The sequence below is a fragment of the Sporosarcina sp. Y1009 genome, assembly GCF_057669865.1.
Genome location: NZ_JBYHFO010000001.1, coordinates 307065 through 334056 on the forward strand (window position 1 = coordinate 307065; position 26992 = coordinate 334056).

The window sequence follows — 26992 nt, forward strand, 5'->3', positions numbered from 1 at the left end:
ACAAAGAATCCGCTTAGAAAGTCAATAACAATAGACTTTCCAAGTGGATTCTATCCAATTATTGCTTCAAAGCGCCAAAAGCATTTTCTCTGCTTCTTGATCCTTTAGTTTTATTTTAAATTCTGCATTCGACGGAACCTTTCCATCATTGCTATGTTCGCCAAAGAATACATTTCATTGACCATTGGAGACCGAAAATCACTCTCTTTGTTTCACGTAAAGTATTCTGCAGCTCCATCCTTTACCCACATCGCAGTCAATGTTTCCGCCTGTAACAACTCTTCTGGTGTCCCTTCAAATATAACCTGGCCCCCTTGTTTTCCCCCGCCTGGACCTAATTCAATAACCCAGTCGCTCGCCGCTATAAAATCCAAATTATGTTCGATGATGATCAACGAATTCCCTTTGTTGACAAGATTTTGAAACACTACTAAGAGTTTGTCGTTATCCTGTGCGTGCAGCCCTAAAGAGGGTTCGTCTAATAGGTAAATTTGTCCTTCTTTTTGTAAGTAACTGGCAAGCTTTAGCCGCTGAACTTCTCCCCCGCTTAAAGAACTTGTCGCCTGCCCTAATGTTAGATACCCAAGTCCTACATCTCTAAGCGTATCCACTCTTTTCATGATTTTTGGCACGCTAAAATAATTCAAAGCCTCATCAATCGTTAACCCTAAAATCTCTGCGATATTTTTGTCTCGGTAGCTGTATGATAACGCATCGTCAGAAAACCTTAGTCCGTTACATGCTTCACAGGTTACTGTCACTGGATCTGCAAATGCTACATCCGGTTTTGTGACACCTTTCCCTTCGCAAAAAGGACATGCCCCCAATGAATTAAAGCTGAACAAACCCGCTGGTTGTCCTGTTTCTCTTGAAAGAATCAAACGGAGATCATCCATGATGCCCATATATGTAGCCAGTGTCGAACGAGTAGAGATGCCTATTCGGCCTTGTCCGACCATGATTGTTTCTGGATAACTTTCTGGGAATGCTTTCATCATTAAAGAACTTTTACCTGAACCAGACACACCACATACAGAAACCAGCACATTTTGTGGGATATTTAGGCTTACATCCTTCAAGTTATTATGATACGCTCTTTTAATTGTAAAATAATCTTTTATATCTCTTGGCTGTTTGTTTAGGATTAGCTTTTGGTTTAAAATTGTTGCGGCTTTAGAATTTTTCAACCCTTCTAGTTTTCCTTGATAAACAACTTCTCCCCCACTCACACCTGCGCCAGGACCCATTTCTATAATTTCATCTGCCACCTTGATGACTGCAAGATCATGTTCAATGACGATCACGGTATTATGTTGTTTTTTAATATTCTTTAACATCCGTATTAACATAGCCACTTCTTCCGGATGAAGGCCTGCACTCGGTTCGTCAAATATGTAAGTGAGATTGTTTAGGCTGCTCCCTAAATGACGCGCGATTTTCACCCTTTGTGCTTCTCCACCAGACAAAGTACCCACTTTTCTGGATAGACTCAAATAGCCCAATCCCATTTCAACCAGTTGTTTTACATGTGGGATTGCTTGCAGGGCGATAGACGCCCCCAAAGGATCTTTTATCTTCATTAGTTCTTCAAGTAATTCCGTCAACTCTAGTTGATCGTACTCTGCGATATTCAAGCCATTTATTCGACAAGCCAATACCCTTGGATTTAAGCCGGAGCCCAAGCAGGTTTGGCATAAGGATTGAGCGGACATGGCTAAGACGTCTTCTTGTGATACTTGTTTTAGCTTTGAGAGATTTCTATTGATATATAGGCGTATAAATCTTGGCAATAAACCATCCCACTCATGATCTTGAGGACCATTTTTTGTATGAAACGGCGCAAAGACTCTTTCGCCTTTCGGAGGGCCATATAATAAGAGTTGGCGCTTCTCTTCTGAATAATCCTTAACCGGCTTATCTGGATCAAATAATCCGCCGGTCATCATCCATCTGCCTTGCCAGCCTGAAGGTGACAACGGCTTAAACCTCACTGCATAATCTCGAAGTGACTTATCCACATCGACCAGCTTATTTAAATCGGGCGCAACCACTTCCCCGTACCCACTACACTCCGAACAACGACCAAAGGAACTTTGACTCGAAAAATCAGTAGCAGATTCAATTGGCGGGCTTCCAATCCTTGAGAATAAAAGTCTCATCAAAGGATGTATATCCATATAGGTACCCACTGTTGAGCGAGAATTTCCGCCAATGGGTCTTTGCTCAACAACGACAACCGGACTTAAGTTTTGCATCAAATCAGCATGCGGTCTTTCGTATCTCGGCATTTGATTTCGAACATAGAGCGGATAATTCATCGTCATTTGTCTTCTGCTTTCAGTCGCTAGAGTATCAAAAACAACCGAACTCTTTCCTGAACCTGATAACCCCGTAAATACGGTGATTTTTTCTTTTGGTAAATTTAAATCTATATTTTTTAGATTATTTTCTTTGAGACCTCTTAAGATGATTTCATCTATTACTTCCGACACTTTATCATCCTTTCTTATTTTACGACGCTAATTATTAATACCAGCGTTCGCGATTGAACTGACTAGATCTGCTCACGTTTTTACGCATTGAAAGATTAAAAACCTAATCCTCGCCTCTTTTGGCGAAAAATTAGGCTTTTGATGTTCCACAAACGTGCCCGATCGCGGAAGATTGTTAACTATTTTGCATTCACATCTGGTTGATGAATACCGATTACATTTCCTTCAGTATCGTTATAATAGCCTTGCCACGCCATACCAGGCAACGCATATTTCGGCAATGTAACCTTGCCGCCAAGCTCAAGAATTTTTTTCTCAGTAGAGTCATAGTCCTCGACGCCCATCGTACAAGAAAAACCGTTCATGGGTTGTCCAATCTCTGGTGCCTTGCCTTGACGTTTGATTAAAGCACCGTCAATTCCTAGAGCACCTTCCTCACCAGTTATAGCTCCAAAATACGGCATCCCCGCATATTCAGACCAATCTTCAAATTTCCAGCCAAAGACCTTCTCGTAAAAGTGCTTCGCGCGTTCCATATCTTCTACATGAATTTCAAAATGAACGACTCTACCCATAATAACCTCCTAAGCTTACTCTCAATATGTTCTTCATTACTATTCTTCAATTGATTACAAAACTCCTTCTATCGGATTGATTATATTTTCAATTCAATGGTTTCTATTTAATCCTTTTTTTTAGAACAATCCGCACATAGAATCTCGCTTTCCTTTTTTAGATACGCTTTGATTTCTACCATGCCCGCATACGCTGGTACTTTCATTTTGACAACGATATCTTCTCCAGCAAGGACTTCCCGATTGCAATTCGAACAATATAGTTTCCGCTTAAACAATATTAAACACTCCTTTTTTCTTTGTTATATGGCATATTGGATATTTCATGTTAAAGTAGAATAAAGATTTCGAAAGTTCCCGCATAAGCGATTAAGTATTTATTGAGGAGATGAGAAAGTGATCATACACAAAAAAAAATGGCCGGTATTAGTAATATTAGCTGTGTCCACGCTCATTATTAGTTATTTTTTCTTCTTTCAAAATGCAACTTCTCAAACGAATTTGAGTATTGATTTTGGAGCGATGACGATAGAAGAAAAACACCATTATATTGAACCTGGAGAATATAGTGAAATGTGGATAATCGGATATAATGCTTATGATCATAGAGAGACTCGTTATAAAATATTTATCGAAGAATCAATGGTTTATAACCTAATTGAAGAAGGTAAAGAATATATGGTATCGGCTAAGTCTTTTAGAGAAGATGATGAATTTGATTTTGCCTATAAATTAGAGCAAATTAGTAATCAACTAGACTATCAGATGCGAGGTAAGGGGCGTATTAAGTAGCATTCTTCTTAAACAAACGAGTGCTTATGAAGAATGCTAACCGGTTATCTTTATCTCCTTCTCATGTGCTGGAACCCGTAACCTTACTTTACAGCGTGGAAAATAAAAGAATTGGTTTCTGAGGTTGCTTGTTCAAACGCCCAATCACCATAAACTTGAATTTCCGAGAAACCCACCTGTTGTAATGCATCATGGATTTCTTCCTGTGCTCGGAATTTTAGTTGCATTTTCTCATGAATAATGACTTCACCAGTTCGAACATTTTTCACAGTCTCATAAAACGTAAAAACATCTTCTACAAAACCCTCGTATGCAGTCCAAATTTCAAGCGGCTCACCACTGATTGGATTCGTTGCATGATCAGGTGTCTTATCTTTTTCCCATTGCTCCCACACCTTTGCCAATGGGTTACGTGTATCAAAGATAAAGTGACCACCTGGTTTTAGTGCCCGATAGGCATCTGAAATCACTTGTTGCCAACTTTCATCAGTTAGAAAAACTTGCGCAACATTCGCCGTCATAATCACTGCGTCAAACATATCTATTTGTAAATTTGAGCTATCCCCAACGACCCAAGTTACTTCACCTGGATACTCTTTATTTTTCGCATATTCGATCGCTTCTTCATGCGGGTCAATCGCAGTTACATAATAGCCTGCTTTAGCAAACTCGGTTGTTAGTCTCCCTGTGCCACAGCCCAAGTGATGAGGGAAATGCAAAGACGGGGCTATAACAATGATCCATTATGGGAAAACCCGAAGTACCGTGGTAAACAATGCCCGCCTTATGAGGAAATTTCACTTGAGGAATCAAGCAACCCGATTTATCCAGAACATGATAAAGGTTATATGAAAGAATGTCTCGAAAATCTTGCTGGAAAAGGCATTCATCTAACAATTGGTTAGTCAGATTTTGCACGAAATGAGCTAGATATGAACAAGAAAGTTGGAGAATATGTCATGTGATATTGAAAAAGCTTATACGGCGAATAATTGAATACATAATTCACAGTCGCATGTTTTTTGTTCCAACCAAATCCACGTAACGCACAGCATTCACGGTGCTGCCCAAGCAATTGCTGACGCGGCAACTCAGATAACATGTCTTCATGCCATAATCGCATTCTCTTCACCACTTTACTCTTTTAATGAAAAGTGACCTTTTATTGGACACTTATCTAGCATACCTCATTTGTTTGAACTTTGAAATTAGATAGTTTTTTAGGCGTTACCCCAGATACCTGACACTAGATTCTTAAAACCAAAAGCCTCGTAGGAAACGGTATTACACCATTTCCTACGAGGCATCTACTTTATTTAATATTGATGAACAGGTAGAAATCAGCATTATATTCATCATCGTATCGATCAACAGATTTGGCTACAATACTCATTTTAACTTTATCGTTTTCCTGAATAATCGTGGCCTCCTCTACCGACATTTCCTTTCCATTGTACTGATCAAGAATTTCAGTGAATATTACTTCAGTGTCTAGTTGAATCAATTCTTCATCATGATCATTCATGATACGAATTGAAATAACACCAGCTTCATTATAGCTCTTTACTACTTTGTAAATAGCACCATCTTGTTCAATATTTATCTCTTCCTCGGAATCATTGTGACTATGAATATTAAAATTAACCATATGTTGATAATCTGCAATATTAACTACTGGATTCTGAACCCAGTTTAAGTATGCCGATTGACTTTGATTTACATCATCGGTTACTTGATTGTAAACTTCTGTAAACCCAAAAACTTCCCGGAATTTATTATTCCTATAGAGATTAGTTGGCAACCAGTCGATTTCATCCGTATAACCCATACGCTCTAAATAACCAGTTGTCTGAGTAATTACTGTCTGATCTTCATCAGAAATCGTTGAATTCGGCAAAATCATATCATTTACAAGCATATTGTTTTCTATCAGCGTTTCTTTCAGCAAACTGATTTGATTTGCACGACTCACCGTAAAGGCATCAACTGGTGGCATAATCGAGATGACTGAAAAAATGAGTAAGACAGCAACGATTAGCCCATTCTTTCTAACCGGCATAAAACTGAAGACAATCCCCGCGATAATCGCAAAGACACCAAAGAGAATGACATAATACCTTCCGTAAGTAATGCCCATTTCACTAATTTTAACAATAGAGGCTATCGTTTGAAATAAAACAATCGGTATCAATACTTTCGGAAATACTTTTCTAAAGATGTGTGCGAATTTATTATCTAGATGACTGGCAAGAATATAAACGACAATAACTGTAATTGAATACGACACCAACAGTGGTTCTAATAAGTTCTTCGTCCAGAAATCTCCGCCGATATTCATGAGAATATAAGCTAGAAGAATGATCGTATACAAGCCAGTTAACGGAATAATAATATAAGAAATTAAAACACTTAAATAGTTAGGACAACTGATAGCTCTTTGCAATTTCTCCTCTCGCAGCGTCACTTGCTCAGTTATTAAATCTGTATCCTTTTTTCCAAAATAAAGCGGTGTGAAGGATAGAAAATAGATTGGTGAAAATAAAATGAAGACGATATTTAATGTATGCGGAATCGTATGACTAGCTACAGAAAACAATAGACTTTCGACTGCAATAATGATTAAACTAATGCCGCCAGCAATAATCCCTGTAAAAAGGACAGTGATAAACATCGCTTTAAATGTTGCCATAAAACTTTCGTTAAAGGTTATTTTACTATTAATAGAGGGAATCCATATGAATGCCATGAGAAGTGCAAACACCGCGACTCCTGTTTTGATACCCGTTTCCAGATTGAAAGTATCATCTGGGTAAATTGCGAAAAAGTATGCGCCAGCTGAAATTAAAGCACCGACCATTAGCAGTAGGCGTTCGCTCTCCTTCGTAAAGAAGCGTTCGTAAACCTGCTGTGCAACGATACTTAATAGAGCACCTATTAAGAAGGTTACTAAATACCGTACATATTGATCCGCTTCCTGCTGGATTATAATCGCACTAGTAATGGCTGCAACCAAAAGTAATAGCATCGTTAACGGATAACGGTTGGTGGCTTTTATAATTCCTTCAAATTTATTTTGAAATCGTTTATTTACCCTCATTGTCATCACCTCTTTCAATTTTTTAACGATAGTTAAAACTTTAACGTTGAGATTGCATTAACTAATTCTAGTATATTCCATTCAAGAGACAAAGTTGTTCTTAACTGGGGTTGCTTGCTTTCTCAAGTAATACATCATAATAGCGACCTTTTATTGATTACATATCTATTATACTTTATTTATTTGAATTTTTAAATTAAATAGTTTTCTAGAGAAAAAAAGAAGGTACCAGCGTATTGCCGGTACCCGCTACTCAAAATTCAATGACTTTTGGTTCTTCACCTTTTTTATTCATTAAACGGATTGTATCAGGTGTCACCTTCAAAATGACGAGATTTGGATCTTCTGGACCGCTGAACCATGGTTTCAGCATCTTATTCCACACTTTCTCTTTCATTGTTTCATCGGATGAAATGGTGACAGTTCCTTGTATTTCAAGAAAGTCATCCCCGAAACCTTCGCCCTCATAGCCGATTAAAATATGCGTATGCGGATTCGCTTCTAGTTCATCCACCTTCTCCGTTTGTTTCGATGACACTGTATAAAGTGTGAATTCATCAATGAACCTCCCGCCACTTAAAACGTACCGTTTTTGAAGTGGGGGTTTCCTACTACATCAGCAAAAGTGTTCCAACAAAGTTAGTGGGTGACACCAACCTTTTGCGACAAGTCGCAGAAATCATTTTTGAAGACTACAGTAGGCAACAGCTTATTTTTAGATAAGCAGGGTCGGAACTGACCATCTACTACTTCCTGCCATTAGGCAATCCGTAGATACTTTGTGGGTGTGAGGCTGAAATCAAGTTCCCTGATTTCGCCGTAAAATGTTTTCGCGAAGAAATTTGATGCACCGTGAATATCACGATGATTCTTGTAACCGCACGCACATTTGTATATTCTTGAAGACGTTTTCCGTCTTTTAGCACAACAAGGACATTGTTGCGTTGTAAAACTTTCGTCGTGTTTTTCTATCTTGATACCTTCTGCTTCTAGCTTATACTTTAGAAAAGTATAAACCTTTCCAAAAGACCAGTTTGATAGCTTTTGATTTGTTGTTCTACGGCGAACCTTTTTCTTTTTACGACTGGAAGTATTTCGCTGAACACCGTCCACATCGCCAAACGCAACTTCTTTCACTTCGTTTTCAATACACCAGTCGACAAACTGTTTTGTTGTTTTATGAATCGCATCTTGAAGTTGTTTGTCACTCTTTGAAAGCACAAATTGCTTCGCTCGGTTGTATCTTTTCCACTGCTTAGAACCTTTGGCGCACTTGCTCATTTTTCGTTGAAGTTCTGCCAGTTTTTTATTGCGAAGCCGATGAATAGAACGCACTTTGCGACCTGTAATGATGATGTTTTCACCGTTTTCTGCGACTGCCGCAATGGTGTGAACTTCACCAACATCAATGGCTGAACGATTTTCAAAGTTGTGTTCTTTTACCTGTTTACTATCTTCATAAGCAATGGACAGCATTAGTTTCCGATCAAAAATCAATTCAATTTCTTTGATTTCCCCTTGTGGCAATTTTTTCACTTGAACAAATAAAGGGGATTGTCTCTTTCCTTCAAAATCGCCCATGGATAATTGGATTTTACCGTTCTCAAGTACTTTGAATCCATTGTTTGCCCATTTGGTGTTAAAATGTTTTTTCTGTTTATACGGATACTTATTGTTATGTCCCCCTTTTCTAGCTTCTCTTGCCGCATTCCGTGCAAACAGATATTTATGGCAAACTGCCTGTACAGATTGGGAATGAATCGGGAAAATCCCCTTTGTCCCTTTCTGTAATTCACTTTTCGTAATCCATTTCCCTGTTTTCAGATGGGTTTCTTTCGAAAGTGCTAAACAATGATTCCAAACTTCACCTGATATACGGTTGCATTCGAACAATTGATCAATTGTTTGCTGGTTTGCCCGAAATGATATTTTCATACATCGAATCATTTCTTCGCCTCCAATCTCGTATAATCGAATATTCTTACAACCTATTATACCATAATTGAAACGAATGTTCCCCTACCAAGTTTTAATTCTTCTAGAGCAGGCATTCATCCCCCACTTTCACTGGTGTTTCCACACCTTAACGTTTAGAAGTGGAGGACTTCTGCCCAAATCTGTTAAATCGATCGTTTTTTCATCTTTAAATAAAGGAGCCCCATCTTCAGCTAACATCGCTTGCAGTAACTTTTGCAAATCTGGAGCTGTTCCCATAACACTCCCAACTGGATACATGGGCATTGAGTAAAAATTAGTGTCAATTAATTGCAGCGCAGTCGAATACCCCTGCACCTCTCCCCTTTGTTCTTTCACCCATTCGTTATCGGCTAGATCATGGTCAATTGCTGTTTTCGTCATCTGAAGGGGTTCAAAAATATTTTCCCGTACATATTCCCGGTAGTCTAGACCACTTACTTCCTCGACAATGTAGGCAGCGAGACCACTGCTATAATTTGAATAAGCAAGAACCTTACCAGGCGGAAATACTTGTTTTATATCTGCTGCTTCGAGTACTTCTCTTAATGACTTCTGTTCGGTTGGACCAGGAACCATTACGTCAGTCACACTATCATCAAATCCCGCATTATGATGCATTAAGTGAAGCAGCGTGATGGGATCTCCAAATTCTGTTTTGGAGCGGAAATCATCTGGCAAGTAAGAATCGATATCCGTTTCTAAATCAAGCTTGCCTGCCTCTACTAGTTGTAAAACACTGATCCATATCAACACTTTAGAGACTGATGCCCATTCAAAAACAGTATCTTCATTAACAAGAACCTGTTCTTCTATATTTGCATAACCTTTCATCTTATAAATGACTTCATCCTGGTCAATCACAATCGTTGCTAATCCAGCAACATCTTCCTCATGTTCTACCAAGTAATCTTCTAACTTTCCTTCTAAAACTGCCTGTTCAGTAGCAGTAGTTAACGCTGGATTATAGCCAATTAAGATCCAAATGAGTAGAAAACAAATGAACGTCTTAAAAAGCTTTTGATTGTGATGTCTCACTGTGTTGCAGACTCCTTTCTATCAATTCAAGTTCAATATACTTTTTTCATCTCCCGGTATCTTTCTTGCCAGTCTTAGCCGTAAATGTAGTCATCGCAACAATGAAAACAGGCAATAAACTCCATAAAAAGAATCCCCACTGACGCGTAATTAAAGATAATACAAAGAAGAAAACAAGTACTACAATTGCAATTAAAACAGAAGTCTTTTGAGATTTAGTCATATTTCTCCTCCTCCTATTACATCATTACTCAACCATCATCTTGGTAACAATCACACAATCGCTGATTAACGATTTACTATTGTTCTATTATGCTTCTCAGTTCACTAGTTTGCTCTTTAGAAAGAGCAAAGTAACTATTTGAATTGTCATTATATAAAATTAAACTGCCGTCGCCCTGATAAAAAACATAAAACCACATTTCAGCAACGCCTTCCTTTTGACGATCAAGCAAAAAAAAGGTCTCTGGTTCACTATCTATGTCTTTTGGTTCTTCAATCTCCCTAACATTCCTAATGATTTCTCTCAAAGCTTCAATTGATTTCGAGTCCTTAATCTCCTTATCAAATTTTATTCCTTCAGTTCCATTCTCATTATAAGGAGTGCCCACCCGAATCACTTCAGATGCTGAACACCCTGAAAATATGGCAGACAAAAATAAAATCAACACTATCCAGGTAAACTTTTTGATTTAAATTATCTCCCTTCTCAGTTAAAGGTACAATTCTTTTCACCAGCATTGCGCATAGCGAGGTTGAACAATATTTTAGTAATTGATTGGGCCATTTGTTGAATACAGTTCTCTTTAAAGACCATTCAAACTATTACAACTAGTATAACACTTACGATAAAATATACGTATGGCTTTATACTTTAATTATCGATTAATGTTGAAAGCGAACTAAATAAAATCGGAAAACCGTTTATATAATCTTACGCGACTAAGTAAATCAATAATCTCTCTCTTTACCTACAGAATAATTTAGAAGACTAACATATAGTAACTATAAATGTTATAATTACTACACTAGATTGACTGTTTGGAATATATAGTTTTGTCAATCACTCTATAGCATATATGTTGCGACTGCAGATTTAAGGAGGTGATTAAAATGAAACGTAAAACGCTGTATGGATTAGGCATGGGCGTCATCCTCTCCGTCATCGGGCTAGTTATTGGATTATTCGTTGGTATGAATATAGGTGGTAACCATTTTGCAGATTTTGAATTTATGGGTGGGCGTGGTTATGAAGCTGTCGGATACTTAGGGGCTATAATCGGTGCTACAATTGGAATGTTGCTCGGGGTTTTGTTGGGTATTCGACTTTCAAGTAGAAAAGAAAAAATAAAAGCATTATAAGTGATGTCTTTCCTATTACAGAATATCAAAAGCCTAATTCCTCGCCGAAAATAGGCAAGAAGTAGGCTTTTTAAAAATTTCATATTTGGTAAATCCTGTAGCAAACAAAAAAGATGAGCCTATACTTATATGCAATCGTAATTACTTATACTTTCACGACTTCCAAATACATGAGCCGATAAAACACGCTTTCTCTCAGCAACCACGCCAGTCAAACGGTCAATCTCCACCTGCAGCAATTCAATTTCCGCCAACTCTTCTTGAATTTCTGCTCTCGAGATTGTTTCACCAAGTTCGTAGTATTCGATTTCCTGCTGAAGTTTTGAGATTTCTTGATGTCTTTTCATGGCACTCGCAACACCAGTTGCTTTTTGTCTTTTCAATCGTTCGCGTTCCGCATATAGCTGTTGTAAATTTGTCATCGTAATCCCTCCTGAAATTTTTTCTAAACAAAAAATTCTTCCCAGACGAGAGAAGAGTTTACATACAAAAATTTCTCCTCATCATTCAGGTTTCCCTGTTGGATGTAGCACCTTACCAGCGGGCAGGTTGCTGAGACTTCGTCGGGCCAATTCCCTCCATCTCTCTCAATAAGTTAAGAGTTTATTATTTAGTTAGTGATAGTATACCATAACTTGAGTTATCAGTCACTTTGAATTTCGGACGATTGTTCAGCAACGGTCATCATTTATGTTAGGTGTAACAGATACCTTCCTTTACTTACTTGAATTCGAAGGTTGGGCCAGTTCAAACAAATTCAAAAAACGGAAAACCGTTTCTTCAATTTGCTCTTCTGTTTCAGTGTAAGGTATGTCTATAATAGGTAAACCTATTTTCCAACAATAATTACGTTTAATTCTATCACGTTGTTTACGCTTTCGATATCCCTTATAGCCTCCAAAATAAGCATTCCTTATTGGCTTGTAATGTTGGATACCATTATATTCTATTGCAAATAATGGTTGGTTATTTTGACAAACCAAAAAATCTAAACGCAGGTCTTGCTCATGACCGAAAGTTGTTAAATGTACTTCTTTAATGAATTCAATTTTATTTTTCACTAGTAGCTTTGTGATGAATTTTACTCCGTTAGATTCTTTAATTTTATGTTCACACTTAGGGCATGTTTCGCCTCTTTTCACCTTAATAGGCTGAGTACGCCATTCATGACCATAACAACATAAATGCAAACCCTTTGTTCGCATCGCTTTATATGGCCCAATAAATGTAATCTCTTTTCGATGCTCTTCTAAATATGTTATGTATTTTTGATGATGAGGAGAAACTTTTTCATTTAAATCCGTTCTCCAAACATTGGATCCCCAAATGTACTTTCCCTTGCCATTTTCAGTATCAACAATATACGATTTTATTAACTTTTCACCTAACTCCTTTTGAAGAGACTCGATATAGGCTTGGAATTGTTCTAGACTTGCTGGCGCTTGTGATTTCTTTTTATAAAAGTGGATGCAACCAAATTGATCTTTTACTATAAAAATAATTTTCCCCTGAAATTGTATCTTAGACACTCCTCTCATTAAAAGTGCCAGTCAATTAAACAGGTAACTGGCACTTTCAGCATGCTTCTGTTAGTGAAAGGTACTTGAAATCCACTTTAAACTCCTTTCTTCAAGAAAAGAACCTTTTTATTGAAGACATTTCTTATTGAAACCGTTCTAACTATTACAACTAGCATAACATTTATAATTGAAATTGAATTAAAATACATAGAAGATAATGTATAGAATTTTCTTAAGTTATTATTTTTAAAGTTAGATCTTCACGATAACCTCTTATCAAATCTGTTGCTACGATTAAAAAAATAAGCACCACCCGAAGACAGTGCCCATTAATCTTATATATCAAACGCTGTAAAACTTCCAGCCTCGTTAAAGTCTGTGACCTGTACTACCTTATCTGAAAACGGCGCGACCGTGTTAGTCTCATTTCCTATGACTAAGGAGAGTACTTTAAAATCTTTTTCACTTTTCTTCTGATTGAATCCTTCTAGAAATGATGCATCCACTTCGTTTTCACCATCGGTAACGAAAACGACATCTGCTTGTTTAAAACGACTTTCGTTGATTACTTTCACTGCATCAAGAAGCGGTAGCGTAAAATCCGTACCGCCGCCTAAAAACGTTTGAGCCAAATTGATGATATCAGAAGTTTTTGTTTTCCCTTTTTCATAATTAAAAATTTGTGTGCGAGCAGAGAATACGATTAAGCAAAAATCTCTTCTCTGCCTTCTTGCAATCGACATCAACGCTAATGTAAAACCTTTCGACTGTGTATCTAATTTGTACATGCTTCCAGACTGATCCAAACAAAGTACGATTGGACCTTTTCCCAGAATCTCTTTTCCTACTTGCTCATATTGCATTGTCTGCTCTTCCGCGAAACGGCGTAGGAAGTCTATCCTCGTGATTGGATGTGTGTACAAGACTAGCTCCATCGGCAACAGTCTTTCAATGTTATTGCCAAACGTAACCCCACTTCTTTCCATTGATTCGCTATGCTTGAATTTCTGTTTTTTCCGGGTAATTTGTTTAAATCGGCCAGCCCAATCAGCAATTTCTTGCATTTGATTCGTAGATGCAATTTTTTCTGCTAATGAAATTTGGTCCCGCAAAGGAATTTTTTTCAGTTCCGCGTCACCACTACCAGCACTGGTGCCACCAAGTAAGGATTTCAGGCTGTCTTTCACATGTTTTGTCTCCTGCATCGCTTGTTCAATCGTGAGTGAAAATTTGCCGCTGATATTTTGCATCGTCTTTTGAAGTTTTTCGCTCAACTCTGCCATCGCTTCTTTTATATCTGTTTGAAGTTTCGCATGCTTATTTTCAGCTATGTCGTTTTTTTGTAATTGCCTTTGCATGGTCTGAATTTCTTGAATTTCATCTTGCAACTCTGCATTCAACAGCGTTTGTTCTGCTAACCACTCGTTTAATTTCTCCCCAATCTTCACGGTTCCGATCGCTGAAGATAAATCGTCCAATCGTGTAAACTGTCGATAGTTCACAAACTGTTCTTGTCCCATTATTCTTCCCATAAGTAATTTATTAACGATTAGTACACGATCTACTTCCTCTGCCCTAATTGCAGGCTTCATCTTATATAAGGATGCCCAAATATCAGCGAGTAGGTGTTCAAACATCGGTAGCGCGCTTTCTTCTCTGATCTTTTGTAGACGAGATGACAGCTCAAAAATTTCTCTAAAACGTCTTCTATCAAATGCGTCTGTGTTCAATACGGAAAAATTGTCATTATTCATAAATACGCTGCCCCTCACATTTTAAAAAAGGAACTGGTAGATTCTTTCTTTTCATGTACAGCATCAAAATACCATGGTTCCAACATACGATTCAGTATTTCATGCTGCATCCCATTCACTTTCTCAAGCAATGCTTCGATATCAGCCTTTCTCGCTTGATTGTTACTTTTCAAATCATTCAAATCAGCGAGTAGCATTTTCATTTTTTGAGATGCTTCCATTCCAAACTCTGTTGAATAATCATGAAGTACCGAATAAAACACTTCATTCGCTTCATTTTGTATGGCATAAAGCGTTTGATTAACAAAGTTGTGTGAGTAGTTGCGAATAATGTTTGAAACGGTCTCGATTTGGTCCACCGTTTCCCAAAGTGCATGTTCGAGAATTGAGAGATCTTCTACTATCACGATTTGTCTTTGGTTTACCATGGCTTTTGCTTGAAGTAAGCTGAGTGACTGTTTGTACCTTCGATCGGACGGGCGTATCCCTTCATCTTTTAACCCTTGACGAATCTTAATAAGCGCTTCGTATACGACTTCAGGGATCTCTACCATATCTGTTAGAAATTGAAGGTGCAGTAATTCTTCCATTGTCATTGACGGCATCAAGTTGTTCTTTCCGGTATCCTTCATCATCGCTATAAAATTCTCTTCTTCTTCAATGCGTTTAACTTCGTATCGTAAAAGAAATCGATCGAATAATGCCTCCAATTTTTCATCTTCCTCGGGATATTCATTCGACGCACCGATTACAGACATTATGGGGACTAGAGTGGGTGGTCCACTATTATAAAATAATCTTTCATTAATAATTGTTAGTAAGCTATTTAATATTGACGAGTTTGCCTTGAATATTTCATCCAAGAAAACCAGGTGTGCTTCCGGCATTTTAGCTCTGGTATTCCTTTTGTACACACCCTGCTCAAGATCTTTTAAAGACAACGGCCCAAACACTTCCTCTGGTGTGCTGAACCTTGTGAGTAACCACTGAAAATATTCTGTTCCTGTTACAATTTTAGCCAATTCAACCGATAATGCTGATTTCGCAGTTCCGGTTGGCCCAATCATGAGCATATGCTGTCTTGAGAGTAGAGCGACAAGAATTCCTTCAATTTCTTTCTCACGTTCGTAAAATTTTAAATTTAGGGCATGTCTAATGTCTTCCAACTTCTTGAAATCACGACTTGTCATGATATATATCCCCTTGATTTATAATGTAAAAAATGAATCGACCTTGTTTAATAGAACTTGTCCAATTTCTTATCGGATTAAACTTTTTTCACTCTCAGTTTATATGGATGATTAATAAGGAATAAAAAAATGATCCGCTGAACCTTTTAGGGGTTCGCGGATCGTTTAAGCGTAATCTGTGTGACAAACAATCATTTTTTGAACTCAACAATCACAGAACAATATAATGGCGTTTTTTCGCAACGTGAAAGGTCTTGCGTTTCATACGACAGGGTTACATCCTATTATATACAAGCTCGTTTCATTTAACGTTTTATTCGTATTTGTGGAACAAGACCCATAACGCTGTGAAACGAGGTCGTCAAAGCCTCAAGTATCATAATCCATGTGATCTATAGCTTCGCTTGTTATACGGGATCTAGGTCTGAACCAGCCTCAATCATGTTTCTACAAGTTGGGGCGGACGGTTTAGTTGATGGGTTCTATCACCCACGGGTGCTTACGTACTACCCCGGCTACGGTAATCATAAAACCATTTAAAAAATGCCTCATTAGATATAGGATGTAGATATAAGCACAAATCCTTTAAGATAGGATTCAGAAAAACCTGCTTCATTTCAAATTCCCATCCTCGTTTGTATAAAGCAGAAGATACCTGGATTGCTTTTAGTGAATCCCCCCCTAAGTTAAAGAAATGGTCTTCCAATCCAATGTTGTTAATCTCTAATACCTCTTCCCAGACAGAAGCCATAATTTTTTCGCCTTCACTGATTGGCATGACAAAGGTTCTGCTGTATTCTGACTCGATTGTCGGCTCAGGTAATGCTTTCTTATTCAATTTTCCGGTATTTCCAATCGGGAATTTTTCAATCCAGACAAAATGTGCGGGAATCATATAAGTTGGAAGATTATTCATTAAAAATGAACGTAAAGCTTCCTCATCAACTTCTTTCACCGATTGGTAATAGGCACAAAGAAAATTGCTGTTCATGCTGTTACTTTTAACAATTACCACTACTTCTTCAATACTAGGATACTGCTTTAAAACCGTTTCAATTTGCCCTGTTTCTATCCGAGCCCCATTAATTTTCACCTGGTCATCTTTACGTCCGAGAATCTCAACCGTGCCATCAGGAAGCCATTTGGAATAATCTCCGGTTCTGTACATGATTTCCCCAGGCCTAAAAGGATTTTCCAAAAAACTTTCTTTTGTCAACTTGTCATTATTTAAATATCCCCTAGCAACACCAATCCCTCCGATATAAAGTTCCCCGCGCACTCCAATTGGTATCAACTGCTGATTTCCATCCAAAATATAGGCTTGCGTATTCTGTATCGGCCTTCCGACAGATGACGGTTTATCATTATAATCAAAATCATTTGTCAATACATAAATGGACGTTTCTGTAGGACCATAAATATTGAGGACTCTTCTGTTTTCTGTCTTCCAGTCCTTAATTTCGAGAGTAACAGGTTCTCCTGCTAACGCCATTGTATTAACAGAGTCTGGAAGCTGTTCTGGAGTTATGGTTGAAATGACAGTTGGTGTAAGCATCATGGTAGTAATTATTTCTTCTGAAATAAAACGAATCAAATCCATACCCCCTGCCTTTGCTTTCTTTGGAGCAATACATAGTGTAGCTCCAGAAGACAAGGAGGAGAATATCTCAACTATAGAAGCATCAAAATTAATCGAAGCCAGTTGCAGCATCTTGCTGTCTATGGATAGTCCTAAAAGGGGTACGGAATGTTCAATTACGTTGCATACCCCGTCGTGCTCTACAGCAACGCCTTTTGGCTTTCCTGTGGAACCGGAGGTATACATGATATAAGCTAAATCTTTTTTGGAAATCTCTGACTGGATGCTATCGCTACTTTCATCTTTGATTGAACTCCAATTAGGGTCGAGATATATTTTTCTTTTCACATTTACAGCATTTCCTGCTTCTGAATTTGGCTGAGTGACAAGGGTTTCAACCCCAGCATCATTAAAAACATATTGAATCCATTCTATAGGAAATGATGATTCGACCGGCACATAGACACATCCAGCTTTAAATATACCTAACATGGCGACAATCATTTCCAGTGAAGCATCCATCACCAAACCAATCTTCGATTGTTTCGTAATGCCAGATTTGATTAGCAATTGTGTAAACTGGTTTGATTTTTCATTTAATTCTTTGTAAGTCAAAGTATTGCCGCCATATTTTACTGCAACAGCATCTGGTGTCTTTGCTGCCTGGTGTTCTACCAATGAATGAAGGAATTGGTCAAAAGATCGTTCTTGATGAGTTTGATTCCATTCTACCAGCAGCTGATTTTGTTCCTGTTCCGATAGCATTTTCATCTCCGAAATCTTCATGTCAGGATTTAAAATAATTTCCTTTAACAAGCTGCAAAAATGGTGTTTCATGTTCGAAATTGTCTCTTCACGGAACAAATCCGGAGAATACTCAAAAAATCCTTGCAACCCCTTTTTACTTTCAGTAAAGCCTACGGTTAGGTCATACTTTGCATTCATACCGTCTATAAGCTGAAACTCTATATCTAATTCAGGTAGGTTCAACTTATCTTCATGCTCGTCAATATACACAAATACAGCTTGAAAGAGCGGATTCCTGCTAGGGTCTATAGGAACTTTTATTTCATCCAACAGAAGGCCAATCGGTAGGTCCTGATTCTTATAAACGCCTATTGCCGTTTCACGGACTTTATTTAAAAGCTCCCTGAATGACATATCCCCTGAAATATCAGAACGGAAAGTTCCCATTGTTAGAAAGTATCCTATCACTTTTTCCAATTCAAGCCTGTTACGGTTAGCCAGCGGAGAGCCAACGAGGATATCAGATTGTCCGGTATAGCGGTGTAACAATACTTTGAATGCTGTAAGAAAAATCATAAATGCCGTGGCATTTTCCCCTTTTGCTATGTCCTTTAACCTATCTAGATCCTCCTTAGAGATAGTAATAAAGGAACGTGCTCCTCTGTATGTCACCGCGGGGGTACGAGGAAAATCAGTCGTGAGATCTAGCACATAATCAGAATCCTTCAACTGGTCTTTCCAGAAAGAAAGCAGATTTTCCTTTATTTCTCCTTTCAAATAATCATGTTGCCACTCTGTATAATCTGAATATTGGACAGGTAAATCAAGCAATTGAGCCGGTTTATGATCCGAAAATGCCTTATAGTTGGCAACCATCTCTTCAAAAAAGATGGGAAATGAAAGGTGGTCCATAACGATATGGTGAACGGTCATGACCAACATAGCCTCTGTGTTACTTTTATAGAACAGCTTAAATCGGATAAGTGGGCCTTTTTCCAGATCAAATAGGCGCTGCACTTCTACCTGTACAAGCCGCTGAATTTCCTCCCCCTGGTCAGGCTCCTTTAAGTAGGTTACGTCAACAGTAGGCACTTCAATCCGCAATTCCGGCAGGACATATTGCAATGGTTCTCTTGCATCAAATACAGTTCTCCACGCCTCATGACGTTGAACTATTGCATTTATACTATGTTCCAATGCACTATGGTTTAATTTGCCCTTAAACTTTGCCACTCCGTAAACATTATAAGCCCATACTTCTGGATGCATTCTATTAAAAAACCATAGACGTACCTGATCAAAGGAAAGCGGGCTGGGGTTGTTATGATTACGGCTTTGGATCCGTTTGCCCTTTAAGGTAGACTGCCATTTAGGGCTTATTTTTTTTGCATTAAGCCGCTTTTCAAACAGTGCACGCTGTTCGGGAGTCAAAGCATTAATTCTCTCATTCAAACTTTTCATTGTTTTTTGCCCCTCCGGTAAATTGGTTTTTTAGCTCTTTCAGCATGTGTAACCCTTTCTCCGCTGTATCTACGTCTACTCCGAAATCTATTAAACAAGCAATCTCGTTGACTCCAACGTTGATAAGATTTTCTACCAATCTAGCACATTTTTCTTGTGTACCTAATAATGCCGATTCTTGATAATACATCTCAAAAGCCCTTGAGACAAGCACATCAAAGTCACCTGAGGATAATTTCTCGTAATCTTTATGGATATTTTCATGCTGTTTTATAAAGTTCTTCAAGTACTCTTTCAATGGCTGTTTTACTTTCTCTTTAATAACAAAGTTATCATTTCCCAGACAGGTGTGTAGCATTACAGCGACTTTCTTCGAGTCCGAGCTATATCCGAATTCTTTAAGCCACCCTTTGTACATTGAGATTTTTCCCTCTAACTCTTCAATTCCTCCCCTTGGCATGCCCGTTAAGATGTTGGCACCTATTTTAGCAGCCTGCAAAATGGTATCTGGGTTTCCATTGGTTGCGATCCAAATAGGGAGCTGCTTCTGTTGAGGTCTTGGGAGAGTTTTGATGCTGTATATATTCCCTTCACTGTTTGCGAATGATACATGTTCGCCTTCCCATAGTTTTATTATCTTTTCAATAGACTTGAACATTTCTTCTTTTCGTTCCGTATAGTATAAAGGATCCTGAATCGGTGCCAGCAAAAAGTCAGTCGGATGCCATCCTGTTGCAAAAGCTACAGATACTCTTCCATTTGAAAGGTTGTCCACTACAGACCATTCTTCGGTAAAACGGATGGGATGGTGTAGAGGAAGTACAACACTTCCTGCACGTAATTCAATGTTCTCGGTCACTGTAGCTAGAGCAGCACTTAATACGGAAGGGTTTGGGTATAAACCTCCAAAGTCTTGAAAATGTCTTTCAGGGGTCCAGACCGCTGAAAATCCGTTTTGATCTGCAAATTTAGCGCTGTTGATAAGGAAATCATACTTATTCGTTTTATCGGTAGATCCGTCACTAGAAAAAAAGAAAAGACTAAAGTCCATCTTTTTCATTGGATGGGGTTTATCTGGAGGCTCATGAATACTCTTTTGAAATTTATCTTTTCTTTCACTGGAAGAAATTTGCAATGGATTTTTTAATCCCTTTTCTCTCAACTGTTTTTCAAGTAAATCACGCTGACTGGGAGAGAGCGCATTCATTCGTTCAATTAGTTTGCTCAACCTTTTGGCCTCCTCCTTAACATTTCTGCATTACACTTTTTCCGACATCGCTTCAATTTCCTTTAGAAGTTGCTCCACCTCGGTTATGTCATCTTCTTCAATTTCTCTTAAAAGTTGCTCCACCTCGGTCAGATCATCTTCCTCAATAAGTTCCCCATTAATTTTCTCGGCCATCTTAGCTATTGTAGGAAAATCAAAGACGATATCGATGGAAATATCTAGGTTAAAGTCTTCTCGTAAACGTGTTACTAGTTGGACTCCTAACAATGAATCTCCCCCAAGTTGAAAAAAGTCTTGGTCATTTTTTATCCCCTCAACACCTAAAAGTTCCTCCCAGATCTTCCTTATATTATCCTCCACTTCTGTTTTGCGGATAGGCACAAATGCTGTTTCTCTTTCATAATTCTTTTCAACCTCTAAGCTGTTTTGCATATCTGCAAACTGATCAAAGAAAGTGTTTCTTTCTATGAAATACTTTTTCTTTTCATAAGGATATGTCGGTAACGCAACTCTCTTAAATTTCCTCCCCTTGACTAAAGATGTCCTATCTACTGCAACGCCAGCGCTCCACAGTTTTCCGACAGTTTTAAGAACTTCTTCAAAAGAGAATTTCCCCCCATCTGCTGGTAGTGCACTAAACCTTCGAATCACCTTCAGTTCTCCACTGTTTCTATTGATAATTGAGTTAAGGAAATCCTCATTTCCCATTTCTAGAAAACTGTTATAGCCACTTTTCAAAAGCTCAGATATTCCTTCTTCCATACGTGGACTTTCAGAAAGATGACTCACCCAGTAAAGAGGATCAACGGCCTGATCATTCGTAATCCATTCCCCGCTTATACTCGAAATATATATAAATTTCGGCTTCTGCAACTGGACTTCAGCTAAAACGTGTTTAAACTTTTCTAACTTTTCATTTTCATTCCTGGCTTCTGAACTTGAATTGTTATCCTGAAGGAATCTAGCTCTTTCCACGACCAATTTCAAGGCGTCTTCTACTTTCATGACATGTGAGAGGCAGGCAGCAACATATTCTCCAATTCCCTCTCCAATCATTATTTCATGCCTAACGCCCCATTCCTTCCATTGAAGGGCAAGTGCATATTGGATCGTGAATATAATTGGCTCAGCATATATTCGCTGTTTGTACTTAAGGGATGCTTTATCCTCTTTCTCTTCAGAAGAAAACAATACCTCTCTAATATCCAGTGAAAGTGCTGATTGTAAATAGTCGGAACAATCATCTACTATTGTTTTGAATACAGACTGGCTCTGATACAATTCCTTGATCTTGTCTATCTCTAAAGAATCTTTTTCAAGAAATAAGAAGACCGGGGGTAGAGAAGAGTCTGAATGTACCTCACTCGCAGTCCTTTTCTTAATATTCTCCTTTAAGGACTTTGTAGCACTTTTCCAGTCATGACCAACAGCTGTTATCCTGTATTCAAACTCATCCCTACCGTTTGTCAACGTGTAGGCTATATCAGAAAGATTTGTCTGTCTGTTCTTCTCCATATAGGAAACCAAATTATCTGTCATTGTTTGAAGAGCAGATGGAGTCTTTGCTGAAAGAGAAAGTAACTCCGCTCTCGTATCTTCCGACATAGAGGTCTCATCAATTTTATCCACATATTCTTCAAGTATGACATGGGCATTGGTGCCGCCAATTCCAAAAGAACTTACACCTACTCTCCTTGGTAGCCCACCTGTATTCCATTCCTGACTTTGAGTATTTACATAGAATGGGCTGTTTGCCAGGTCGATTTTAGGATTAGGCTTTTTAAAATGCAGTGTTGGTGGGATTTTCTTATTCTGAAGCGCAAGAACTGCTTTTATAAGACCGGCTATCCCGGATGCGCTGTCAAGGTGGCCAATGTTCGTTTTTACACTGCCTAGGGCACAAAAGGCTCTCTTAGAGGTAGAGCCAAATGCCTCGGTTAAGGCAGCAACTTCAACTGGATCTCCAAGAGCCGTACCAGTGCCATGAGCTTCTAAATAAGTGATGGTCTCTGGGCTGACATTTGCAACGGACAAGGCTTCTTTAATCACATCAGCTTGTCTAGAAACACTGGGGGCTGTGTAGCCAATCTTCTGTGAACCGTCATTGTTTACAGCGGTTCCCTTGACAACAGCCAAAATCTGATCTCCTTGCTCTACTGCATCCTCAAGTCGCTTAAGAAGAACTACCCCTACACCGTTTCCTTGAACCGTCCCATTGGCATTCTCATCGAAAGCACGGCACTGTCCGTCCTCTGATAAAATTCCTCCTTCCCGATACTTAAAAGCTTTAGTCTGATCGGCCCTAACTGAGACTCCTCCTGCCAATGCCATGTCACATTCATAAGTAAGTAATGCTTGAACAGCTGTATGCACGGCTACAAGTGAGCTCGAACATCCTGTCTGAATTGCCATACTTGGACCATTTAAATTAAATTTATAAGACACTCTAGTAGTAAGAAAGTCAGGTAGATTCCCAAGTGATAGCTGGTATTCTCCTATACTATCAACCAGTTTCTTCTGACTTAGGACATGAAGAAGGTATCCCGACTGTCCGCTACCTGCATAGACACCAATTCTTTCATCCTCGCTAAACTTCCCATATCCAGCAGTTTCAAACGCTTCATGAGCGCATTCCAAGAACAATCGGTGTTGCGGATCTGTATACTCTGCTTCACGAGGCGACATTCCAAAAAAGGTTGCATCAAATTCATCTGCACCGTCAATAATGCCTGATGCACTTCTCGGTGTTCCATTTTCTTCAAAAAAAGTAATAGATTCTTTTCCTTGTAGAAGATTATCCCAAAGTTGTTGCGTGCTGTTTGCTCCAGGGAATCGACCAGACATGCCAATAATTGCTATACCCTGTAATTCTTCGTTTTGTATTTCCAGATTTATCTTCAATTCTTTACCCTCCATTGCATTCTTAGGTTTTGTTGAAGTTTCCTCTGTTCTTCTCTAAGTTGTGTTACTCTTTCACAGTCCTTGATAGTAGGTATTTCCCTTTGCTGTTTTTCTGCGTTGATATGTTTTACATAACTTCGTATGGTAGGATAGCGAAACATGTCAATTATGGATAGAGAACTATCCATAATATCCTGGGCTTTTTGATGCACCCATAATAGGCTGAAAGAATCCCCTCCTAAATCAAAGAAATTTTCCTCAACACCCACTACCTTGATTCCCAAAACTTCACTCCAAATAGAGGCCAATGTCTGTTCAAGTCTGCTTGCTGGCAGACTATGTTGAGTAGGAGCATCTTCATACTCTATTGATTCATTCTCGAGCTTCTTCCGGTCGACTTTTCCATGAGGTGATAATGGCAGTTCTTTCGCAAATTTAAATTGGTTTGGTATCATGAAAGCTGGTAGAAGGTTTTGAAGATACAACCGCAATTTCGACGCATTTAGATTGGCGGCAGGACTTGGAATAATGAATGCTGCTATCCTTTTTCCGCTCTTTTCATCATCTTTTGCTATCGTCACCGCTTGTTTAACCAGGGGGTGTTGCTCTAAAACATTCTCTATCTCGCCTAATTCCACCCTCTGTCCGCGGACTTTAATCTGGCTGTCATTGCGACCGAGATATTCAATCCTTCCATCGGGTAGAAAGCGCGCAAGGTCCCCTGTTTTGTATAGACGTTTTCTGGCTATACCTTCTACGTTAACCATTACATAAGACTTTTCTGTTAAATCAGGGCGATTCCTGTAGCCCCTTGCAAGACCAGCACCCCCAATGAAAATTTCACCAATTACACCTGGAGGAACTACATTCTGATTTTCATCCAGAATATAAACTGATATATTTTTTATTGGTCGCCCAATATTCACATGTTCTTCTCCTCTAAAATCACCAATTGTCGTCAAAACGGCAGATTCTGCAGGTCCATATCCGTTTACAAACCGTCGATGTCTGCTCCAGTAAACAGCTGTTTCCAGCGGGCAGGCTTCTCCTGCTGATATAATGGTTTTAAGCAGAGGCAAGTTTTCGTTCAGTTTTAGTTTTCCGTCTCCATAGGCGGATAGTTTCATTAGAACGGACGGAGTTAGAGTGACCATGTTGATTTCTCTTTCTCTTAACACATCTGCTAATGGCTGACCCGGGAGCAATATTTCCACATCCTCCAGAACGAGCGTTCCACCACTGCAAAGCGTAGGAAATATCTCAAATACGGAAGCATCAAAACTGCAGGAGGCATATTGCAGCACCCTAGATTTTTCGTTTAGATTCAATTCATCACGTGTATTGTATATCAGATTACTCAAAGCCCGATGTTCAATCATAACTCCTTTTGGTTTTCCCGTAGATCCAGAAGTATATATAAGGTAAGCGAGATGATCCGGTTTAGGAGGCGGGAAGGGCTGGTCCCTTAATTTCGTTAATTGTAAGTCTGTATCCTGATAGAGAGTCTTAACATCTATGATCCCTGCTTTAAAATCAACCAACCTTTCTTTGATAAGGTCTGAGGTTAGGAGAATGTTAGCCTCTGAGTCTTGCAACATAGACGTAATCCGTGCTATCGGATAATCGGGATCAATGGCCAAATAGGCTCCTCCTGCTTTTTGAATGCCGATTATACTAGCTATAAAGTCTATCCCTCGGGGAAGCATGATTGCTGCAACTGATTCTGGACCAATCCCTTTGTTTCTTAATCTATTTGCCAATACTTCCGTGAGCTGATCCAACTCTAGGTAACTCAACTTTTTTTCTTTGTATTCAAGAGCAACTGCATGTGGCGAAGTATTCACTTGTTCATGAAATAAATCTATAAATGTGTGCTCCAAATCATAATTCTGCTCCGTTTTTTTCCAATCTACAATGATTTGCTGAGCCTCTGATTTTGGAAGCAAGTTTAACTCCTTTATCAGTTTGTCCGGATGTACTAATGCATCTTTTAAAAGTTCCAAATATCGAATCGCCCATTCACCAATTTCACTTTCATTAAATAGGTTAGACTGGTATTCAAATTCAAACTGGTACGTTCCTAAATCACTTCTGTCTTTGATATGAATGACCATGTCATGCTCCAGCGAGCCCCAAGGATGGATTTCGATTTCATAGTGTAGGTCTTTATATCGCTGAAAATTTATCACTTGAAACTCGACTGAGATATTAAATAATTGGTATACACTTCCATGTTGTTCTCTTAACCCTGGCAAGATGTGGTTATATGGGAAACTTTGACGGCGGAGAAGCTGATAATATTTATCTGAAATATGCCTACATGTGTTTTTGAAGGAATCAAACGGACTAATTTCATACCGAAAAGGAACCATATTTACAAACATACCAAAGGTTCTTTTTTCCTTTATTCCTGTACGATTCCGAGTAGCCTGCCCCAAAATAATATCCTTCTTGCCTGTTATTCGGTAAAAATAAGCGTAGAGACAAGAATTAAAAAAGGCTGCGGGCGTTACACCGATGTCCATACATAAATGATCGATTTGTCCTCTCGTTTTCTTATCAAGGCTGACTATATGCCGAGAACTCTCTATAACATTCTGATGAACCCCTGCTTTCTTTAAAGAAATAGAATCTGGAATGTCTTTTAAGGTTTGCATCCAATATTCCTTGTCGCTTTTGTATCTTCTAGAGGTAAAGTACTTCTTCTCTTTTTCTATCATCTCAGTATAAAGAGGCTTTTTACTGAACTCTCTTACCTCCCCCCGTGCGAGATGCTGATAAATATCCGCAATTTCATTACAAGAACGGTGGAAGCTCACTCCATCCGAAATGATTTGATGTGCTTTCAAATAAAGCCAAATCTCATTTCCTGAAATCTTGAGAATTGCGAACAAAAACAATGGACTTGAACCGAACTTAAAAGGCAATTTAGTGGTTTCTTCAATCCAGGACTCCGCCATTTTTTTGGATTCTAATTGACCGCTGAAATCCAAAAGAGGGATATCATGGGGAGTATCCTTTGAATACAACTTTTGGTAGACGCCTTCATCTTTTTTTAAATCCTGAAAAACTTGAATCTCAATTGATTCATTCTCCTTAATAAATTGCTGAACCGCTCTTCTTAATAGTTCGAGATCAACTTGGGAAGAAAATCTTATAGATCCAGCTAAGTTCATTAGCCCGGAAGCTGGATACATTCTTTCAATAAACCAGACCCTTTTTTGAGCATTAGTTAAAGGGTAAAACGTTTGATTTATCTGATTCAAATAAATTCACCTCTTT

The 26992-nt window shown here is 38.6% G+C and carries 21 protein-coding genes, 1 pseudogene and 1 riboswitch; of the genes and pseudogenes, 3 read left to right on the top strand and 19 right to left on the bottom strand.

Going from position 1 to position 26992, the window contains the following annotated elements; all coding sequences use genetic code 11:
- Positions 1–212 precede the first annotated feature (212 nt).
- The 3 genes from AC25Y1_RS01585 to AC25Y1_RS01595 all read right to left on the bottom strand — a co-directional run bounded on the left by AC25Y1_RS01585 (position 213) and on the right by AC25Y1_RS01595 (position 3345).
- Positions 213–2492: an ATP-binding cassette domain-containing protein gene (locus AC25Y1_RS01585; RefSeq protein WP_488146178.1), complete on the bottom strand. Its 2280-nt coding sequence runs from the start codon at positions 2490–2492 to the stop codon at positions 213–215.
- A gap of 179 nt (positions 2493–2671) precedes the next feature.
- On the bottom strand, positions 2672–3067 hold the full coding sequence (locus AC25Y1_RS01590) for a VOC family protein (protein ID WP_488146179.1): 396 nt from the start codon (positions 3065–3067) through the stop codon (positions 2672–2674).
- A 107-nt stretch (positions 3068–3174) separates the two neighbouring features.
- Entirely contained in the window at positions 3175–3345 is a 171-nt protein-coding gene (locus AC25Y1_RS01595) for a Fe3+ hydroxamate ABC transporter substrate-binding protein (RefSeq protein WP_488146180.1), read from the bottom strand.
- Between the two features lie 118 nt (positions 3346–3463).
- Between AC25Y1_RS01595 and AC25Y1_RS01600 the strand changes: the two genes are divergently transcribed.
- Positions 3464–3859 carry a hypothetical protein gene (locus AC25Y1_RS01600; RefSeq protein ID WP_488146181.1) on the top strand — a complete coding sequence of 132 codons (396 nt, stop codon included), beginning with the start codon at positions 3464–3466 and terminating at the stop codon, positions 3857–3859.
- Positions 3860–3942: 83 nt separating this feature from the next.
- On the opposite strand, the gene AC25Y1_RS01605 is transcribed toward AC25Y1_RS01600, so the two are convergent.
- Positions 3943–4560: a class I SAM-dependent methyltransferase gene (locus AC25Y1_RS01605; protein ID WP_488146182.1), complete on the bottom strand. Its 618-nt coding sequence runs from the start codon at positions 4558–4560 to the stop codon at positions 3943–3945.
- Between the two features lie 12 nt (positions 4561–4572).
- On the opposite strand from AC25Y1_RS01605, the gene AC25Y1_RS01610 reads away from it, so the two are divergent.
- On the top strand, positions 4573–4764 hold the full coding sequence (locus tag AC25Y1_RS01610) for a hypothetical protein (RefSeq protein WP_488146183.1): 192 nt from the start codon (positions 4573–4575) through the stop codon (positions 4762–4764).
- A 56-nt stretch (positions 4765–4820) separates the two neighbouring features.
- Here the strand turns inward: AC25Y1_RS01610 and AC25Y1_RS01615 are convergent.
- The 7 genes and pseudogenes from AC25Y1_RS01615 to AC25Y1_RS01645 form a co-directional block, all read right to left on the bottom strand.
- Positions 4821–4982, bottom strand: a pseudogene (locus AC25Y1_RS01615) (pyrimidine dimer DNA glycosylase/endonuclease V); the annotation flags it as partial.
- A 189-nt stretch (positions 4983–5171) separates the two neighbouring features.
- Positions 5172–6956, bottom strand: coding sequence for a DUF4153 domain-containing protein (locus AC25Y1_RS01620; protein ID WP_488146184.1), 1785 nt, complete (start codon positions 6954–6956; stop codon positions 5172–5174).
- A 253-nt stretch (positions 6957–7209) separates the two neighbouring features.
- Positions 7210–7518: a pyridoxamine 5'-phosphate oxidase family protein gene (locus tag AC25Y1_RS01625; protein ID WP_488146381.1), complete on the bottom strand. Its 309-nt coding sequence runs from the start codon at positions 7516–7518 to the stop codon at positions 7210–7212.
- Positions 7519–7715: 197 nt separating this feature from the next.
- Entirely contained in the window at positions 7716–8903 is a 1188-nt protein-coding gene (locus AC25Y1_RS01630; RefSeq protein WP_488146185.1) for an RNA-guided endonuclease InsQ/TnpB family protein, read from the bottom strand.
- Between the two features lie 117 nt (positions 8904–9020).
- Positions 9021–9968 carry a serine hydrolase domain-containing protein gene (locus AC25Y1_RS01635; protein WP_488146186.1) on the bottom strand — a complete coding sequence of 316 codons (948 nt, stop codon included), beginning with the start codon at positions 9966–9968 and terminating at the stop codon, positions 9021–9023.
- 46 nt (positions 9969–10014) lie between these two features.
- Positions 10015–10191, bottom strand: a complete 177-nt coding sequence (locus AC25Y1_RS01640; protein WP_488146187.1) for a hypothetical protein — start codon at positions 10189–10191, stop codon at positions 10015–10017.
- 76 nt (positions 10192–10267) lie between these two features.
- Positions 10268–10639 carry a hypothetical protein gene (locus AC25Y1_RS01645; RefSeq protein ID WP_488146188.1) on the bottom strand — a complete coding sequence of 124 codons (372 nt, stop codon included), beginning with the start codon at positions 10637–10639 and terminating at the stop codon, positions 10268–10270.
- Between the two features lie 442 nt (positions 10640–11081).
- Between AC25Y1_RS01645 and AC25Y1_RS01650 the strand changes: the two genes are divergently transcribed.
- Positions 11082–11330 carry a hypothetical protein gene (locus AC25Y1_RS01650; RefSeq protein ID WP_488146189.1) on the top strand — a complete coding sequence of 83 codons (249 nt, stop codon included), beginning with the start codon at positions 11082–11084 and terminating at the stop codon, positions 11328–11330.
- A gap of 125 nt (positions 11331–11455) precedes the next feature.
- Here the strand turns inward: AC25Y1_RS01650 and AC25Y1_RS01655 are convergent, their stop codons facing one another.
- From AC25Y1_RS01655 to AC25Y1_RS01690, 8 genes are all read right to left on the bottom strand, one after another.
- Positions 11456–11752, bottom strand: a complete 297-nt coding sequence (locus tag AC25Y1_RS01655; RefSeq protein WP_488146190.1) for a hypothetical protein — start codon at positions 11750–11752, stop codon at positions 11456–11458.
- Positions 11753–11827: 75 nt separating this feature from the next.
- Positions 11828–11927: riboswitch (SAM riboswitch) on the bottom strand.
- 119 nt (positions 11928–12046) lie between these two features.
- Complete coding sequence (locus AC25Y1_RS01660; RefSeq protein WP_488146191.1) at positions 12047–12868, bottom strand: DUF2726 domain-containing protein; 822 nt, start codon at positions 12866–12868, stop codon at positions 12047–12049.
- Between the two features lie 317 nt (positions 12869–13185).
- Positions 13186–14604, bottom strand: a complete 1419-nt coding sequence (locus tag AC25Y1_RS01665; protein WP_488146192.1) for a vWA domain-containing protein — start codon at positions 14602–14604, stop codon at positions 13186–13188.
- 14 nt (positions 14605–14618) lie between these two features.
- A complete protein-coding gene (locus AC25Y1_RS01670) occupies positions 14619–15794 on the bottom strand; it encodes an AAA family ATPase (RefSeq protein ID WP_488146193.1) in 1176 nt (391 codons plus the stop codon).
- Positions 15795–16293: 499 nt separating this feature from the next.
- Entirely contained in the window at positions 16294–19581 is a 3288-nt protein-coding gene (locus AC25Y1_RS01675; RefSeq protein ID WP_488146194.1) for a non-ribosomal peptide synthetase, read from the bottom strand.
- Complete coding sequence (locus tag AC25Y1_RS01680; RefSeq protein ID WP_488146195.1) at positions 19565–20809, bottom strand: MupA/Atu3671 family FMN-dependent luciferase-like monooxygenase; 1245 nt, start codon at positions 20807–20809, stop codon at positions 19565–19567. The genes AC25Y1_RS01675 and AC25Y1_RS01680 overlap by 17 nt, the downstream gene beginning before the upstream one ends.
- Before the next feature lie 30 nt (positions 20810–20839).
- A complete protein-coding gene (locus AC25Y1_RS01685; protein WP_488146196.1) occupies positions 20840–23710 on the bottom strand; it encodes a type I polyketide synthase in 2871 nt (956 codons plus the stop codon).
- Entirely contained in the window at positions 23707–26976 is a 3270-nt protein-coding gene (locus tag AC25Y1_RS01690; protein WP_488146197.1) for a non-ribosomal peptide synthetase, read from the bottom strand. Before AC25Y1_RS01690 ends, AC25Y1_RS01685 begins: the two co-directional genes overlap by 4 nt.
- Positions 26977–26992: the final 16 nt, after the last annotated feature.

Bases quoted from the DNA above. Each gene is read 5' to 3' on its own strand.
- AC25Y1_RS01665 (WP_488146192.1), bottom strand. From the start codon at position 14,604: ATGAATAATGACAATTTTTCCGTATTGAACACAGACGCATTTGATAGA.
- AC25Y1_RS01660 (WP_488146191.1), bottom strand. From the start codon at position 12,868: ATGAGAGGAGTGTCTAAGATACAATTTCAGGGGAAAATTATTTTTATA.
- AC25Y1_RS01610 (WP_488146183.1), top strand. From the start codon at position 4,573: ATGCAAAGACGGGGCTATAACAATGATCCATTATGGGAAAACCCGAAG.
- AC25Y1_RS01640 (WP_488146187.1), bottom strand. From the start codon at position 10,191: ATGACTAAATCTCAAAAGACTTCTGTTTTAATTGCAATTGTAGTACTT.
- AC25Y1_RS01650 (WP_488146189.1), top strand. From the start codon at position 11,082: ATGAAACGTAAAACGCTGTATGGATTAGGCATGGGCGTCATCCTCTCC.
- AC25Y1_RS01590 (WP_488146179.1), bottom strand. From the start codon at position 3,067: ATGGGTAGAGTCGTTCATTTTGAAATTCATGTAGAAGATATGGAACGC.
- AC25Y1_RS01620 (WP_488146184.1), bottom strand. From the start codon at position 6,956: ATGAGGGTAAATAAACGATTTCAAAATAAATTTGAAGGAATTATAAAA.
- AC25Y1_RS01655 (WP_488146190.1), bottom strand. From the start codon at position 11,752: ATGACAAATTTACAACAGCTATATGCGGAACGCGAACGATTGAAAAGA.
- AC25Y1_RS01670 (WP_488146193.1), bottom strand. From the start codon at position 15,794: ATGACAAGTCGTGATTTCAAGAAGTTGGAAGACATTAGACATGCCCTA.
- AC25Y1_RS01630 (WP_488146185.1), bottom strand. From the start codon at position 8,903: ATGATTCGATGTATGAAAATATCATTTCGGGCAAACCAGCAAACAATT.
- AC25Y1_RS01675 (WP_488146194.1), bottom strand. From the start codon at position 19,581: ATGAAAAGTTTGAATGAGAGAATTAATGCTTTGACTCCCGAACAGCGT.